The following is a 16,239-nucleotide window of genomic DNA, read 5'->3' on the forward strand; positions in this document are numbered from 1 at the left end:
GCGGGTGCCGTCCCGAGCCCCGGCGGTGCAGCAGAAGCTAACCCGCCACGGACCGCGCGGATAGGTCACCGAACGGTCCTATGTGGGACACGCGTCCTATAGGGGTCAGGATGAACGGTCCTATGTGGGACACGCGTCCTATAGGGGTCATAGAGGCGCCCATGTGGATAGTCCGTGCTCGTGTCGTGGTGTAGCGTGCCCGGCACACCCTTCGACCAGGCGTAGCGGCGCAGCTACGCCGATCGCCGACCGCTCAGACGGTCCACCCGCCCACCCGTCCCCACGTCCAACGGACCTCCGGTGGACGTCCGCTGGCGTCTTTACCCACTGCTTACCTACTGCCCCGCTTGCCTCCTGCCGCCTCCCGGAGACGGCAGGAGGGCGCCACCCGGACATCCAACGGGCGTCCGAGCGCGTCCAACCCGACGGCGACCGAGGCCCGGCGGGCGTCGATCGCCGCTGGCCATGTCCCGATGGACGTCCCACGGGCGTCTGATCACGTCCGACCACACGTCCAACCACACCGCTCCCCTAGCCCGGAGCGCGGCGGCGCGGCGCGGGGCCACCCTCCTCCCCACGCCGCGCCGCCTACAGAGGGAGACGCCCCGGTGCTGCTGGAGAAGCTGTTCGGCCTCGACGAGTTCGGCGTCGCCGTCTACCGCGCGGCCGCCGGGCACCGGTACTCCGACATCGAGTCGCTGGCCGAATGGGTCGGCAGGCCGGTGCCGCAGGTCCAGGCCGAGGTGCACCGGCAGATGCAGCGCGGCCTGCTGCGCCTCGTCGGTGACACGTGGGAGGCCCAGGACCCGGCGCTGGTGCTCGAGGCGGAACACGCGTCCGAACGCGTCGAACTGGAGGCCAGCCGCTCGGTCATGGTCGAGCAGCGCGCGGCGTTATACCGAAGCGGGCTGTTCGCGGACTACCTGGCCGGCCGGCGCCGCCCCGGCCCCCACGACCGGGTCGTCACGATCCTCGACCACCACCAGATTCTGCTGAAGATCGCCGAGCTGGTCGACAGCGCCGAGTCCCAGGTGCACTTCCTGCTCGGCGGGCAAAGCCCGGCGGGCCCGGGGCAGGTCCAGTACATCCAGGACCTGGTGTGGGGGATGGCGCGCGCCGTGGAGCGCGGGGTACGGGTCGCGTCCGTGTGGGCGCCCGAATATGTCGCCGCGGCCCGCGCGGCCAGCGGTACGCGGCGGCTGCCGCCGCTGGGATGGGTCCGCCAGAGCTCCAATGTGCCGATGCGCGCCGTCGTGGCCGACGCCCGCGCGGCCATCCTCCCGGTCGACCCGAACAACCTGGACCGGGGGGCGCTCGTCATCGAGGCCCCCAGCCTGCTCGTCATCATCACCGACATGATCGAACGCATTCACCGCGACGCGCAGCCGCTGGCGGCCCCCCCGCCCGCCGCCGACCCCGCCGTGCAACGCCGCCAGAACGCGGTGCTCGCGCTGCTGGCGCAGGGCCATACCGACCACGTGATCGCCGCCGAGCTGGGCGTCACCATCCGCACCGTCCGCCGGGACGTCGCCGACCTCTACGAGGCTCACAACGTCACCAGCCGCTTCGAGCTCGGCGCCGTCACGGCCAGCCTCGGCCTCCTCCCCCCGATCGAGACCTGAGGCGCTCCGGTCGGGGCGAGGCGCTGGGCGCGCTCGCCCCGTGTCGGGCGCTGGGCGCCCTCCCCGCGTGGTGCCGGGCCCTGGCATATGGCGGTGGCAGGGCCCGGACCGGGCTGACGACATGGCTGGGCTGGCACTGCGCCGATGCGCCGTCACCAGTTGTGGCCGAGTTTCGCCTACTGGTGGCTGGAACGGCGTCGCGGTCTGCCGCGGCTGCACATCCGGGCCCATGGAATGTCTGTCAGGCGCTGAACCTGACCTCCCAGATCGGCTTCGCCGATCCCGCAGTGACCCTGCTCCCTGCGTGGTGCCGGGCCCTGGCGTATGGCGGTGGTAGAGCTGGGTCCGGGCTGACGAGGTGGCTGGGTTGGTACCGCGCTGATGCGCCGTCACTAGCGATGGCCGAGTTGCGTGGATGGATTGCCGGTATGCGTCTACACCCATGTCGCCGCTTGCATGTGGGTGGCGGGACCGCCTAGGTAGGGCGGGTCGCGATGGTCGTGGCGTGGTGGCGGAAGCTGGCGAGGGCGCGGCGGACGGCGAGACGCTCGGCGCGATCGGGGCGTAGCAGCGCGATCAGGTAGCGGCCGGTCTCGATGCCGGCGACCTCGCGCAGTGTGATCGCGCCGCCGGTCGGCGTGGTGAAGCGTGGCAGAACGGCGACCCGGTCGCCGCGGGCGACAAGAGCCTCGACCAGCCGGTTGTCGCGCAGCCGCTGGACGACGGACACGCTTCGTCCGGTCGCCTCCTCGACGGCCAGGCGGACGGTGTCGAACGGGTAGCCGACCGGGACGCCGTACCACTCGACCTCGACGAGATCATCGGCCGCGACCCGCTCCAGGACGGCAAGCGGATGGTCGGCACGCATCGCGATGTCGAGCGGCTCACGGGCCAGCAGCACGCTGACGAGGTCGTCGGCGCCCGGTGGCGGTCCCTTGCCGAGGCAGTGGCCGATGACGATGTCGTAGTCGGCCACCAGGGCGGCGTACTCGTGTTCGGCGAGGTCCACATCGTCGCATTCCAGCCGGACCGCCGTCGTCTCGAGCTCGTTCAGCACCCCGGGGAGCAGCAGCGTCGCGGCGCTCGGAAGGGCGGCCACCCGGACGACGCCGGCGGGCTCGCCGCGAAATTCGTCGAACCGCGCCTGCACCTCGGCGAGCACCCGGGCGACGTCGCGGCCGGCGTCGGCCAGCAGGCGGCCCGCCTCGGTGAGCCGGATCCCCCGGCCGTGCGGTTCGACGAGGCGGACGCCGAACTCGCGCTGCGCGGTGCGCAGCTGCTGGGAGACGGCGGACGGCGTGCGATGGGTGGCCGCGGCGACCGCGGTAACGCTGCCGCGCGCGGCGAGCTCGCACAGCAGGTCCAGGTGGCGGACGTCCACGCCGCCAGGCTACAGACCCTGTAGGTGGCCTACAGGAATCCACAGATAAGTTTCACTTGTCCTTACAGCTTGGCGTCCGCGACAGTCACCGCATGCCCGCTCGTCACCGTCTCCTCGCCATGATCGTCGCGGTGGCCTGGGGCGTGAACTTCCTCGCCATCGACGCCTCGCTCGAGCATTTCCCGCCGTTCCTGCTGGCCGCGGTGCGATTCGCCATCATCGCGGTACCGACGCTGCTGCTGGTGCCCCGGCCGCCGGTGCCAGCGCGGTGGCTGTTCGGCTACGGGCTCGGCTTCGGGACGTTGCAGTTCCTCTTCCTGTACTGGGCCATGCATGCGGGGATCCAGCCGGGAGTCGCCTCTCTGGTCCTGCAGTCGTCGGCGCCCTTCACGGTGCTGCTGGGGGCGACGCTGTTCGGCGACACGGTCACGCCGCGCCGGTTGGCGGGCCTGGCGGTCGCGGTGCTCGGTCTCGCGGTCGTCGGCTGGGAGAGGTCGCACACGGCGGCGATCGGGCCGTTCCTGCTGGTACTGGCCGGCGGCTTCGGCTGGGCGATCGGGAACATCTGCAACGCCCGGGCGAAGGCGCCCAACCCGTTTCACCTGACCCTGTGGATGTCGGTGGTGCCGCCGGTCCCAATGTTCGCTCTGTCGCTGCTGGTCGAAGGCCCGCACCGGATCGGCGCGGCATTCTCGACGACTGACCACCTGCCTGGCGCGCTCACCGGGCTCGCCTACACGGTATTGATCGGCACCCTGCTCGGTTCGGGCATCTGGAGCTGGCTGATGGCCCGGCATGCCGCCGGGCTCGTCGCACCGTTCTCGATGCTCGTCCCGGTCGTCGGCCTTTCCACCTCAGCCGTCCTTCTGGGCGAGCGCGTCACCGCGCTGGAAATCGTCGGCGCCGCCCTGGTGGTGGGCGGCGTCCTGTCCGGCTCGATGGCCCGAACGCTCCGGCTCCCCCTGCGCCGCGGGAGCCGCGGCCCGACCACTACGACCAGCCCGACCACTCTGCCTCGTCCGCCCACTCCGGCTGGTCCGATCGCCGCTGCCGCGGCAACGGGCCGGCCGGACAGGCCGCGATCCCCCGCGGTGGTCGGGACCAACGCCCGTGGCCGCCCGCTCTGACCGCCCGCCCACAGGGAAATAGTGGTCGGCCCACGCCCGAGGAGCCCACCGAGCGCCGAACCGTGGCATGTGGACCCGTCTATGGGCTGGCCTATCTGACACACATCGACAGTGGTGCCCCGAAGCGTGTCAGCTCAGCCTGTCTATGGGCTGGCCTATCTGACACGAATCGCTGTCGGGACGGAGCCGGGTCGGGAGGGCACCCGCGGCGGGCCTGGGCAATCACCCTGGCCACCCGCGATCGCCCGCCAGCGACCACCTGAGCCGTACATGCACGACTACATGATGTAGCCGTTGGGCGAGACGGTAGCCGCCAGGCGCGTTGCGGCGCACACCGCCATGATCGTGGCGGGCGGAGGCCACGGCTGGCTGGGGCGTCAGCATCAGAGGAGACCTGCGAGCCGGTAGAGGACGAGCGAGCCGGCGACGGCGACGTTCAGCGAATGCCCGGTGCCCACCATGGGGATCTCGACGACGGTATCCAGCAGGGGCACAGCCTCGTCGGGGATCCCGGTGCCTTCGTGGCCGAGCACCATCACAGTGCGACCGCGCGCCGCCGGCAGGTCGCCGAGGCGGACCGAGCCCTCCGCGAGTTCCACTCCGACGATCGCGGTTCCGGCGGCGCGGTGGGAGGCCAGCCAGTCGAGCGGGTCGGCCACGCGGTGGACACACGATCGGTGACGCAGGGTGTTTCCCTGAGCGAGTGCCTCGGAGATCCAGTGCGGCCCGCGCGGCACGGCGAGACAGGCCCCGACGGCGTCGCAGGTTCGCAGCAACGTGCCCAGATTGACGCCGTGCTTCGGCCACAACGGCGCGGCCAGCAGATGGTTCCAGCAACGATGTGGCCGCTGGCGGCGAAGCCGACGCAGCTCGGCCGGCGTGCGCACGGATGCACCGCTCATGCGGTGACGAGGAGCGCGGCCCCCTTGCACATGGGTGACGTCATGCGATCAAAGGTACCGCGCGCCGGCGCTCGGCGGCCCCCGGCGAGGCGCCCTCCCGCCGAACGTCTCCGCGGGACTGCGGGGCCACGGCCTCCGCACCGCGCGCGACGGGCATTTCAGCCTTAACGGCCACATGGGGCCCCGCCGTCCACGAGAATGGAATAACAACAAACGATCAACTTCATCGGGCGGTCGGGGGGACGCCGCGCCGGGGAGCTCACCGATGCATGACCTGTTCAATGACCCTGCCCGCCGTCTGCTCACCGTCGCTCAGGAAGAGGCCCTCGACCTCGGCCACGAACAGATCGGCACCGAACACCTGCTGCTCGCCCTGCTGAACCGGCGGACTGGCGCCGGAGCCCGGGTGCTGGCGTCGCTCGGCGTCACGCTGGAACACGCCCGCTCCGCGGTAGAGGCCGTCGTGGGCCGCGGCCTCGCCAGGCCAGCCACGATGCGAGGAAAGGCCCGGCGAGACCGTCGCCCGTCCTTCACTCAGCGGGCGGAATGGATCCTGGAACGCGCCCGGCTCGAGGCGAAGACGGCCGACCACGCCCACGTCGGCCCGGAGCACATCCTGCTCAGCCTGCTGCGCGAGGACGGGGGCGAAGGCGCCAAGATCCTCGACCGGCTGCGGCTCAACCGGGAGGAGGCCCGCCGGCGGACGCTGGTCGCGCTGGGCGTCCTGCCCTATCCGGGCCCAACCCTGCTCGACTCGGTGTCGGGCGACCTCGACGCCCAGATCGCGGCCCTGCGCGAGGCGAAGGACGAGGCCCTCGACAACCGCGACTTCGCCCTGGCGGTCGAGGTTCGCCAAAGTGAGCGAACCCTGCTCGCGCAGCGCGCCCGTGCCACCGCCTGATCCTCGGAGACGGCCCGACCGTCGCCGAGGACCGGGGAAGTCCGTCGCCGAAGACGGATGCGGTCGCGGATCAACCTCGCCCATGGTTTTGGTGTAGTTTGTGCACGCTGGCCCGGCACGCGCGGCTCCCCCCGTTCCGCGTATGCCGGGCCGGTGCATGTCCGACGATCCCTCGGCCGCACCAGCCGCATCGGCTGCACCAGCGGCACGGGCCAGGTTGGTCCCAGGGCCGGGCCCGCTCCCCGGCTCCTCACTTCCCCCGCACTGAACTTCCCCCGCACTGAGCTCCCGGCACCGGGCCAGCCAGCCCAGGTCGCATCGGCGGGCCGGCCTCCCTCGCGCGGCGCGGGCCAGGCCGGCGTCAGCCCGCTGGTGTGGCGCCCGGTTGGCCGCCGGGCGACCGTCCGGGAACAGCCGCGCGGTCATAGACGGTGAGCGCCTCGCGAACGGTGGACTCGACGTCCTCGGCAATCAGGAAACGGGACTCGACGAGACCCGCGGCGGCGGCACGGACCGCCGACTCGTAGGCGTCGCGGGCTGGGAATCCGGGGTCGGTGAGCAGCGGCAACATGCTGCCGAGGAACTCGTACAGCGGGTTCGGCAGCCCGGCGACGGGGCGACGCGGGTTCCAACCGGTGTACGCCGCGACCGGGACGGCGACGACGGGCAGCGCGACGCCGGCGGTCTCGTTGCCATCGGCGTCGACCGCGGCGACGACAGCTGGTTTCGCCGCACCGAACACCGGCGGCCAGCGGCCGGTGCCGGTTTCCGCGCCGGGTCCGAGATCCATGTCCCGGGTGACGTTCAGCGCGTCGAGATCCGGGAGCCACGCGCCGCCGGTGGCGTCGGTGGCGTCGGTGGCGTCGGTGGCGATGGCGACGGCGGCCGTGGTGGCGGCGGCGTCGATCGTGGTGGCGAACTGTTTCAGGACGGCCTCGCGCGTCGACGCCGTTCCGTCCTTCCAGCGGGGAACCTTGCTCGGTGGCGGGTCGTCGCCCATGCAGACCCATTCCACCAGCGCGACGAACAGGGCGCGCAGGATCGGGCCGACGTCATGCGCGTGGGTCGGGTTCGCCCCCGGCATGAACTCTTTGAGGGTTAGTGCGCCGAAATGGTCGGTGCCGCGCAGCAGGTAGACGCGCGCGTCCGGGTCGTCAGGCAGGTCCTCGCCGGTCTCCGGATGGATGTGTACCAGCGCGCCGTCGCCGCGCCAGTACTCCCAGGAGCTGTTGGTCAGGAACAGCTTCGGCACCGCGCTGGGGACCTCCGCCTCGTGGTCCCCCGCCTCATTATTCGCCGCCCCGCTGTTCGCCGCCCCGCTGCTCACTGCCCCGCTGCTCGCCGCAGCCGCGCGGGGCGGGGCGAGGAGGCCGGCCGTGTCGTACGGAGGCAGGTTTGTGAAGCCGAGCGGGTGGGTGAGCGAGGGCTGGGCGTATCGGTGGTTGAACTCACCGCGCCGGGCACCCGCGATATGGGCGAAAACGCCGCCGAAGACAACGGCGCCTGCCTCGTCGACGTTGCGGCCTTCATACAGGAACTGTCGCAGGAACCGGCCCGACTGGGAGACGCCGAAGGCGAACGCATGCGTCAGGTCTCCAGTCCGGCGCAGCCATGAGGCCGCGTCCCGAACCGCGAGCAGCCCGGTTCCCACCACCGGGCACAGCGACGTCCGGTAGGTCAGCGTGTACCAGTGGAACGCACGGAACCCGCCGTCGAGCGCCACCGTCGTCGCGTCGACGAACCGCCACCGGTCGCGAGGAACCGGCCGGGGAGCCCCGTCGGGGGTCAGCCGCTCGGTGAGGAACGCGTCCGGGTCGTCGACGCCGACGGTCGGGAAGTCGGTGAAGGCGAAGAACGGCGACGAGTCGGAAAGCGGATGGTCCGGCTGGTCCGTGTCCGGACGGAACTCGATCCGTAGCCATCCTGGCCCGACGTCGACGGTCGGCGCGGTGAGACCAACGCTCGCTTCGCCGCGCGCCACGTCCCACTGCCAGCCGCACCAGGCGACCGTCCAGCCGCGGGCGAGCAGAAAGCCGTCGCCCGCGTCGAGCGTGTCCAGGTCGGCGAGCTGTATCGGCGCGCCCGCGGAGAACGGGATGCCGCCGAGCAGCCCCCGGTTCGGGACGACGAAGACCAGCCCGCCGTTGCCGCCGGCGCGCGGGCGCAGCACCCGAAGGTCGGCCTCGAAACGCGCCAGGCCGTCCGCGCCGGCGACGCGCTCGAGATCGACGATCCCCCGGTTGGCCGCGGCGCCCGGGTCGACGGCGAACCCAGCCACCGCGGAGACTGCCTCGTAGGCGCCGGCTGTCCCCCATTCTCGCCCGTCCGCGAACGCCGACACGCTCTCGTCCCGCAGGCCGACCAACGCCATGCCCCGGATCGTCACACATCGGCTGACCAGCCGCCACGCATCCGATCACCCCGCGCCACGCGCCGCGGAAACGCGAGAGCCGCTTCAGACAAAGCCCGACTAGACGCGCTCTCCGTTGGTGGACGCGCGGGTCGCCGTCGCCGCTGGACGCGCGGCGGGTGCGGGGCCGCCGAGACCGGTGAGGCAGAAGGACCAGAGGTGTTCGGTGACGGCCGTGGTCGCCTCGCCCGGCGGGGCGAAGGCGTAGTGGTGGTAGACGGTCATGACCAGCTTCGTGATGAGGGCGGCGTCCCGGTCCGGGTCGGTCGGGTGCAGCAGGCCGGCGGCCTGGGCCTCGTGCAGCTCGCGGGCGATTAAATCGGTGATCGGCTGGATGGCGTGTGCCATGTCCTCCGGGAAACGCTGGTGCAGCCGCCAGTGCTGGGCGGTGATGAAACGCGGCCCGGTGCCGGCACGTGCTGTGCCATCCACCGCGTCGGCGTCGCCCGGTCCGCCGCGCCGCCCGGCGCCGACGGAGGCCTCGCCGACCGCGCCACCACCGGCCGAGCCGACGCCACCAATGCCAACGCCGGGAACGTCGCCCACAGGGACGCCGCCAATACCTGGCACGCCGTCAGTGCCAGGAGGGACGCCGTCAGTGCCAGGAGGGACGCCGTCAGTGCCAGGGGCGTTTTCGCCGGCGGCGCCGTCGGCCACAGCGGCGAGGCCGCCGTCACCCGCGCCGTCGGCCACGGTCAGGCCTGAGAGGATCTCGGTGATGTAGAAGCGCAGGCGGGTCACCGGGTCGGGGAGGTGGCTCGCGGCGGCGGCATAGAGCTCCGCGTTTTCGGCGATCATGTCTTCGATGACGGCGACCAGCAGCTGGTCCTTGCCGGGAAAATGCCGATAGAACGTCTGCAGTGCGACGCCGGCCTCGCGGGCCAGTTCCTGGGTGGTGAACTGGTCGCCCTTCTCGTCGACCAGCCGCCGGGCCGCCTGGACGATCACTTTTGCCTGTTGGATGGTGCGCAGGCGTGAGCGGCGGACCGACGGCGATCGGTCGGCGGCGCGTTCTGCCCAGGACACAGGCTCGACGCTACCTTTCGTCGGGGCGGACGCGGCGCGCAGTCCGGGCGGGTCGCCCGGACTGTGGCCGCGATTACCCGGATCAGCCGCCACGAGCGGCGACGAGGGCGCCGCGGTTGACCTTTGTCGCCTCGCTGCGCGGAATCGCCGCGACGAACTCGACGGTCTTGGGCGCCTTGTAGTGGGCGAGCCGGTTCTTGGCGTAGGCAATGACGTCATCCGCGGACGGAGGGTTCGCGGGGTCGGCCGGTTCGACGACGGCGTGCACCCGGCGGCCCCATTCGGGGTCGCGCAGGCCGACGACGACCACGTCGGCGATGGCGGGGTGGTCGATGAGCGCGGACTCGACCTCGGCGGGGAACACGTTGGCCCCGCCGGTGACGATCAGGTCGACCCTGCGGTCGACGAGGTACAGGTAGCCGTCGGCGTCCAGGTAGCCCATGTCGCCGGCGGTGTGGAAGCCTTCGTCGGTGCCGCGCAGCCGCGGGGCGTCGCCCAGGTACCGGTATCCGCCATAGGACGGGGAACGCAGGTAGATCTCGCCGATCTCGCCGAGTGGTGACTCGGCGCCGTCGGCGTCCAGGATGCGCAGCTCGGTGCCGCCGATGCCGCGGCCGACGCTGCCCTGGTGGGTGAGCCACTCGTCGCCACGGATCGCCGTGAGACCGAGCCCTTCGGTCATGCCGTAGGCCATGACGATGCGTTCGGGGCCGACGAGCCCGGCCCACCGGTGGACGAGCGACCGTGGCATGGGAGCCGCGCCCTGAATGAACCAGTCGATGCTCGACAGGTCGCGGCCGTCGATGCCGGGAAGGTCGGCGATCCGCTGCAGCATTGTCGGGGTCGCGGTGAACGTGGTGACCAGGTGCCGTTCGATGACGTCGACGACCCGGGTGGCGTCGAACTTCTCCATCACCACCAGCCGGTCGCCCATCAGCAGGCTGAACAGCGTGGAGAAACCGTTCGTGTGGTACATCGGCGCGAGCACGAGGATGGTCTGCGGCTCGCGCACCGGGCGCCAGTTCTCGAGCAGCCTCCCGGCATAACGCGGGTCGTGGATGCTTCGCCGCTCGGAAAGGATGATCTTCGGGGTCCCGGTCGAGCCGCTGCTGCAGATGCCGTTGACGTGCGGAGAGACGACGTCGGGCAGGTCCGGGACCGTGAGCCGCTCGGTTTCGTCAATCCAGGCGATGTCCTGCGGGCCCAGGTAGATCCGCGGGTCGATCACCTGGCGCAGTCGTTCGAGCTCCCAGTCGGGCACATCCCAGCGGACCGGCACCGGCACGGCGCCGAGCTTCCAGGTCGCGAGCACGGAGAGCACGAACTGCGGCGAGTTGCGCAGCCCGATCCCGAGCCGGTCGCCGGCTCGCAGACCGCGGTCCGCGAGAGCGGCGGCGAGCTGGCTGGCACGTCGGTCCAGCATCGGCCAGGTGTATGCCGGCTCGGAGCCGTCCAGCCCGATGTGGCGGAACACCACGTCGGTCGGGTTCTCCTCGACGAGCTGCCGAATCCGGCGGGAGATGCTGACCTCACCCTCGCCGGCCTCGACTTTGCTGGTTTCGGTGTCCAAGGCGGCTTCCACGGCCCGTCCCTTCCACGTTCCGTCCAAAATTTCACGTTCGGAGTCGTTGTCCTGTGGGGCTGCCTACCGCGGGCCGGGCTGTTCCGCGGAACGTGGCGGATTCGCCGGCACCTGGTGGAAACGTCGCCGATCGGCAGGCGCGAACCGCGCAGGCCCGGGGCCGGGATGGTTCCCGGCCCCGGGGTCGCGAGCCGGCTCAGCCGGCAGCGGAGGTGCCGACCAACTCGTAGCTGCTCGGATTCCCCTTGGCATCGAGGGTTGCGGCCAGCGAGCCGCGGGTGCACACGGCGCTCGACAGCGGGGTGGCCTTGCCGTCGCACTTGAACTTCAGCCCGCCGGCGCCGGGCAGCTCCGCCTCCGGCATCGCCCGGACCGCGCTGAGGATGCTCGCGGGCGTGACGTCGCCGCTGATCTTGGAGGTCGCGATCTGGAAGCCGGCGAGCGCGCTGAACATGCTCATCCCGCCGATCTGGCTGGTGTCCACACCCTTGGCGTACGCGCTGACCACGGCCTTGTAGAGCTGGGTGGAGGGGTTGTCGGTCCCGATCGGCGCCGACGCCGTGATCTCAATGCCCTTGAGCAGGTCACCCGGCACCGCCTTGCGGGTGGCGTCGGTGATGCACTGGGCGATGCTGGTGATCTGGCCGGTGTACCCGACCGCGCGCAGGCCGTTGAAGGCGCTGATGCAGAACGAGTCGTTGCCGAGCACGAACACCATGCCGGGGTCGCCCGCGACGACGGGTCCAAGCTGCGGCGTCATGTCGGCGGTGCCCGGTGGGATCCGGATGAGCTCGTGCTCCAGGCCCGCGTCCTTGTACTTGCCGGGCGCCACCGTCGTCTCCAGGCCGAGCGCGGCCGGAACGTCGATGACGATCGACGTCACCTTCTTGTAGCCCTTGTCCTTGGCCACCTGGATCGGCACGGCGATAGGCCCGGCCGACGGGTCGGACAGGATGAAGGTCGAGTCCTTGTCCGCGAGCAGCGCCCGCTCACTGGTGGCGTAGAGCATCACCGGGATGCCGGCGTCGTGCAGCGGCTTCCAGGCGTCCTGCATGACGGCGGACTCACCGAACACGGCCGCGACGACCCCGGCCTCGATCAACTTGTTCCCGCAGTCGGTCGCCTTGCCGGGGTCGCCCAGAGCGTCACACTTGACCAGCTCGATCGGCCGGCCGGCGATGCCGGCGCGGTGCTCGTTGAGCCACTTCGCGGTACCGTCGGCGACGGTGTTCTGGGCCGACATGTCCGAGACCTGCGACTTGCCCTCGGTAACGATCCCGATCTTGACGGGCGCACCCTTTGCCGGCGCGGACGGGCCGAGCAACGACGTCGCCGCGCTTGTCGAGGCGGCCGGAGTGCCGCCACCACCGCCGTCGTCACTCCCGCAGGCCGCGAGGCCAACGGTCGCGGCGAGTGCCAAGACCAGCCCGGATAACCCGGCAGACCGGGATAAACCGGATAACCGGCCGGTCATCCGCCGTGAACGTCGGCGATTCGGCCTGCCCAGCAGGCCCCTCGTGTGTGCCACTTGCCCTCACCTCGTGGTCGAAGCCCCGCCCAGCGGCGACGGCTTGGGAATGATCAGTCGGGACGACGAGCAGGCGGGCAACCACGCCCAGGGCACGCCGCAGCCGTCAATCGAAGCGTTCAGCGGCGCGCCTCGGGATCGGGGACCCGCCGCAGGTGTGTGAGCAGCCGGACATGGCCGCCGAACGAGACCTCGGCGCCGGCTCGAGCCGTCCGCGCACCGGGAGTGCACGCATGCTCGCAACATTCAACGGGGACGTCAAGCTCTACCTAGAAGTGAATTGAGGGCTTCTCAGCAACGAGAGTCCCGTTCTACAGTGCGAGGCGTCGTGACATCCTGCGGCACGGCCGAGGGGTGCGGCACGACGCGAGGGGAGGTCCGTCGAGTGGACGACGCCGAGTTAGACACGTCAGGCCAAGCAGGCCCGGTAGACCCGCTGGACCCACCCGAGGCTCCAGGCGCATTGGACGGCGTCCGCGTCGTGGAGCTGGCGCAATGGGTGTTCGTCCCGGTCGCCGGCGCGCTGCTGGCCGACTGGGGCGCGGATGTCATCCGGATCGAACGCCTCGAAGGCGACCCATACCGGGGCCTGGCCACCCAGGGCATTGGAACCGACAGCGGCGGGGTCAACCTGTCCGTCGCCCTGGCCAACCGAGGCAAACGCTCGATCGCGCTCGACCTGCGCCGTGAGCAGGGACGAGCCCTGCTGGACGAGCTACTCGCGACCGCGGATGTGTTCCTGACGAACTTCCGGCCCGGGGCGCTCTCCCGTCTTGGCCTGGACGCCGACACCCTGCGCCAGCGCTTCCCGCGGCTGGTCTACGCCCGGGGCCACGGCTTCGGCGCCCGCGGGCCGGACGCCGACCGGCCGGGCTACGACTCGTCGGCGTTCTTCGCGCGTGGCGGCCTCGCGCACGTGCTGACCCCGCCGGAGCGGGACTACCCCATCAGCCAGCGCGGCGCGATGGGCGACCGCAACGGCGCGATGGCGCTGGCGTTCGGCGTGACGGCGGCCCTGCTGCGCAGGGAACGGACGGGCTCCGGCTCGGTCGTCGACGTCTCGCTGCTCGCGACGGCGATGTGGACGCTGTCGTCTGACGTGCTCTCGGCGCTGTCCGGCACTCAGCCGCGAGCCATGCCCGGCCGCACCGGCGGCCCGAACCCGCTGGTCGGCACCTACCGGACGAAGGACGGGCGCCACATCCAGCTGGTGTTCCTCGAGGCTGACCGCTACTGGGCGGACTTCTGCCAGCTGCTCGGACGCGACGACCTGGCCGCCGACCCGCGGTTCGCGGACCTGCGGACGCGCGGCGCGAACCGGGATGCCTGCGTCGCCGAGCTGGACGCCGAGTTCGCCAGCCGCACCTTCGAGGAGTGGAAGGATCTGCTGTCCGGGATCGACGCGCCCTGGGCGCCGGTCCAGGCGGTGGAGGAGCTGCTCACCGATCCGCAGGTGCTGGCGAACGACTACCTGGGCGAGGTCCACGTCGAGGACGGGTCGACCTACCGGCTGCCGACCGTTCCGGTGCAGTTCGACGAGCGCCCGCCGCCGCTGCGGCGTGCCCCTGAGCATGGCGAGCACACCGAGGAAATCCTGCTGGAGCTCGGCCGTACCTGGGAGCAGATCGGCGAGCTGAACGAAGCGAAGGTCATCCCGTGACCGCCCCGGCACCCCCGACCACGCCGGCTGACACTTCCACGCCGGCCAACACCTCCACGGCGCCGACCGACGCGTCCACGGCGTCACCCGCCGCCACGCCCACTCGTCGGCCGCTGCCAGTGCCGGACGAGCAGTCCGCGCCGTTCTGGGCCGCGGTCGCCCGCCACGAGCTGATGATCGCTCGCTGTGCCCGCTGCGGCGCCTTCACCCACCCACCCGACATCATCTGCCCGCACTGCGGCAGCACCGACCCGGGCTTCACCTTTCAGCCGGTCGGCGGCCGCGGGACCGTCAGGTCGTGGACAGTGGTCCGCCAGTCATTCCTCCCGGGCTTCGACGTGCCCTTCGTCCTCGTCGACGTCGAGCTCGCCGAACAGTCCGAGCTGCGCCTGATCGGCCGGCTCCTCGACGGGCCCGACGCGCCGCTCCGCGTCGGCACCCCGGTCACCGTCGCGTTCGAGGACGTGGCGCCAGAGGTCGCCATTCCCGCCTTCGAGCTGGCGGGTGAGGCATGAGCGAGAACGACGCGGCGCGCGACGACCAGGCGCGGGGCGACCGGGCGCGGGGCGACCGGGCGCGGGGCGACCGGGCGCGGGGCGACCGGGCGCGGGGCGACCGGGCGCGGGGCGACCGGGCGCGGGGCGACCGGGCGCGGGGCGACCGGGCGCGGGGCGACCAGCAGCACAGCGGCGGCAGCGCCAGTGGGGCGACCAGCGACCGGCAGCGGCGCAGCTGGGCTCGAAGCGGCCAGCAACGACGCGGCCGGCCGAGCAACGAGGTGGCCGTCGTCGGCTACGCCCACAGCCTCGTCCGCCGGCACGCGCCCGAACCGTTGGGTGTCCTCGCCGTCGACACGGCCCGCCGGGCGATCGCCGACGCGGGCCTCGAGGTCGCCGACGTCGACGGGTTCGTCAGCGCTTCCATGTTCCCGACGGCCGGGGCGCACGCGGTCGAGGACGGGACGAGCATCGTGTCGTCGCAGTGGATGGCCGCGCATCTCGGCGCCGACGCGCGTTACACCGCCGGCTTCGACGGCGTGGGTGCGCTGACCGGGTCGCTGGCGCTCGGGGTGAACGCGGTCGCGAGCGGCACCGCCGACTATGTACTGCTGCACCGGGCCCTGCACAACCCGGTGGGCAGCTATCACGCCAACCCGATGAAGGCGGCGGTCGGCTGGCAGCAGTGGACCGTTCCGCAGGGCTTCTTCGGCCCGCTGCAGATGATCGCCCTTCCGTACAACGAGTACCTGGCGCGCTATGGCGCGAGCCGGGAGGCGATGGCGGCGGTGCTGGTGGAGGCACGCAAGAACGGCGCACGCATCCCCTGGTCGTACTGGCACGGCAAGCCGCTCACCGCCGAGGAGTACCTGGCCGCGCAGACGCTGGTGGACCCGATCTGCCGGTACGACTGCGACATCCCGGTCGACGGTGTCGCCACGTTCGTCCTGACCTCCGCCGAGCGGGCCGCGGACCTGCCGAACAAGCCGGTTTACATCGCCGGCTACGCGTCCGGCCTGCCGCCGCGGCGCCGGCTGGCGCAGCACTGGCCGCTCGACGACATCATGGACGCCGGCTTCGGCCTGGCCAGCCGGCTGTGGGAGCGCTCCGGGGTCGGGCCGGCCGAGATCGACCTTCCGCAGGTGTACGACGGGTTCTCGCCGTTCGTGTACTTCTGGCTGGAGGTTCTCGGCCTATGCCCGGTCGGCGAGGCGCACCGCTTCGTCCAGGCCGGTGGCATCGACGCCGACCGCCCAGACGGGCTGCCGGCGCTGTCCGGCGGCGGCGCGCTCGGGAACGGCCGCATGCACGGCGTCCCCCAGATGCTCGAGTGCTATCTGCAGCTGTCCGGTCGCGCGGGCGAACGCCAGCGCGACAAGGCAACCATCGGCGTCGCCTGCCACTCGTCGCCGCACTACGGCGGCGCCGTCGTCTACAGCGCCGTCCCGTTCTGACCCGTTCTGACCCGTTCTAACGCGCGGTCCGCGCCGAGAGCGCGGACCGCTCCGACAACGAGAACGACAACGACAACGACAACGCAGCCCCGTTCCGAACCCAGCGCCAGGACCCGGCGCGCGCGGTCCGCGGGGGGCGCGAACCCAGG

At 71.7% G+C, this 16,239-nt stretch carries 12 protein-coding genes; 6 read left to right on the forward strand and 6 right to left on the reverse strand.

Annotation, left to right across the window (positions count from 1 at the left end):
* The first annotated feature begins 608 nt into the window (after nt 1-608).
* Nucleotides 609-1,622, forward strand: a complete 1,014-nt coding sequence (locus tag BCD48_RS33600) for a helix-turn-helix transcriptional regulator (RefSeq protein WP_071052409.1) — start codon at nt 609-611, stop codon at nt 1,620-1,622.
* Between the two features lie 475 nt (nt 1,623-2,097).
* Here the strand turns inward: BCD48_RS33600 and BCD48_RS33605 are convergent, their stop codons facing one another.
* Nucleotides 2,098-3,003 carry a LysR family transcriptional regulator gene (locus tag BCD48_RS33605; protein WP_071052410.1) on the reverse strand — a complete coding sequence of 302 codons (906 nt, stop codon included), beginning with the start codon at nt 3,001-3,003 and terminating at the stop codon, nt 2,098-2,100.
* 56 nt (nt 3,004-3,059) lie between these two features.
* On the opposite strand from BCD48_RS33605, the gene BCD48_RS33610 reads away from it, so the two are divergent.
* The gene (locus BCD48_RS33610) at nt 3,060-4,130 is read left to right on the forward strand and encodes an EamA family transporter (RefSeq protein ID WP_241842197.1); all 1,071 of its coding nucleotides are present in this window, start codon (nt 3,060-3,062) and stop codon (nt 4,128-4,130) included.
* Between the two features lie 383 nt (nt 4,131-4,513).
* Here the strand turns inward: BCD48_RS33610 and BCD48_RS33615 are convergent, their stop codons facing one another.
* Complete coding sequence (locus BCD48_RS33615) at nt 4,514-5,032, reverse strand: TrmH family RNA methyltransferase (RefSeq protein WP_071052412.1); 519 nt, start codon at nt 5,030-5,032, stop codon at nt 4,514-4,516.
* Between the two features lie 265 nt (nt 5,033-5,297).
* Between BCD48_RS33615 and BCD48_RS33620 the strand changes: the two genes are divergently transcribed.
* Entirely contained in the window at nt 5,298-5,933 is a 636-nt protein-coding gene (locus BCD48_RS33620) for a Clp protease N-terminal domain-containing protein (RefSeq protein ID WP_071052413.1), read from the forward strand.
* 361 nt (nt 5,934-6,294) lie between these two features.
* On the opposite strand, the gene BCD48_RS33625 is transcribed toward BCD48_RS33620, so the two are convergent.
* From BCD48_RS33625 to BCD48_RS33645, 4 genes are all read right to left on the reverse strand, one after another.
* Nucleotides 6,295-8,304 (reverse strand): alpha/beta hydrolase domain-containing protein, encoded by a 2,010-nt coding sequence (locus BCD48_RS33625; RefSeq protein ID WP_071052414.1) that lies wholly within the window; start codon nt 8,302-8,304, stop codon nt 6,295-6,297.
* Nucleotides 8,305-8,403: 99 nt separating this feature from the next.
* A complete protein-coding gene (locus BCD48_RS47650; protein ID WP_241842198.1) occupies nt 8,404-9,369 on the reverse strand; it encodes a TetR/AcrR family transcriptional regulator in 966 nt (321 codons plus the stop codon).
* Nucleotides 9,370-9,451: 82 nt separating this feature from the next.
* On the reverse strand, nt 9,452-10,951 hold the full coding sequence (locus BCD48_RS33640; RefSeq protein ID WP_083419592.1) for a class I adenylate-forming enzyme family protein: 1,500 nt from the start codon (nt 10,949-10,951) through the stop codon (nt 9,452-9,454).
* A gap of 196 nt (nt 10,952-11,147) precedes the next feature.
* The gene (locus tag BCD48_RS33645; RefSeq protein WP_071052415.1) at nt 11,148-12,425 is read right to left on the reverse strand and encodes an ABC transporter substrate-binding protein; all 1,278 of its coding nucleotides are present in this window, start codon (nt 12,423-12,425) and stop codon (nt 11,148-11,150) included.
* Nucleotides 12,426-12,915: 490 nt separating this feature from the next.
* On the opposite strand from BCD48_RS33645, the gene BCD48_RS33650 reads away from it, so the two are divergent.
* From BCD48_RS33650 to BCD48_RS33660, 3 genes are read left to right on the forward strand one after another with little or no spacing between them, the layout of a single operon-like run.
* The gene (locus tag BCD48_RS33650) at nt 12,916-14,139 is read left to right on the forward strand and encodes a CaiB/BaiF CoA transferase family protein (RefSeq protein WP_071052471.1); all 1,224 of its coding nucleotides are present in this window, start codon (nt 12,916-12,918) and stop codon (nt 14,137-14,139) included.
* On the forward strand, nt 14,136-14,654 hold the full coding sequence (locus BCD48_RS33655; protein ID WP_491677190.1) for a Zn-ribbon domain-containing OB-fold protein: 519 nt from the start codon (nt 14,136-14,138) through the stop codon (nt 14,652-14,654). Before BCD48_RS33650 ends, BCD48_RS33655 begins: the two co-directional genes overlap by 4 nt.
* The gene (locus BCD48_RS33660) at nt 14,651-16,090 is read left to right on the forward strand and encodes a thiolase family protein (protein WP_241842199.1); all 1,440 of its coding nucleotides are present in this window, start codon (nt 14,651-14,653) and stop codon (nt 16,088-16,090) included. The genes BCD48_RS33655 and BCD48_RS33660 overlap by 4 nt, the downstream gene beginning before the upstream one ends.
* Nucleotides 16,091-16,239: the final 149 nt, after the last annotated feature.

The organism is Pseudofrankia coriaricola, from assembly GCF_001854805.1.
In the GTDB taxonomy this organism is placed as follows: domain Bacteria; phylum Actinomycetota; class Actinomycetes; order Frankiales; family Frankiaceae; genus Pseudofrankia.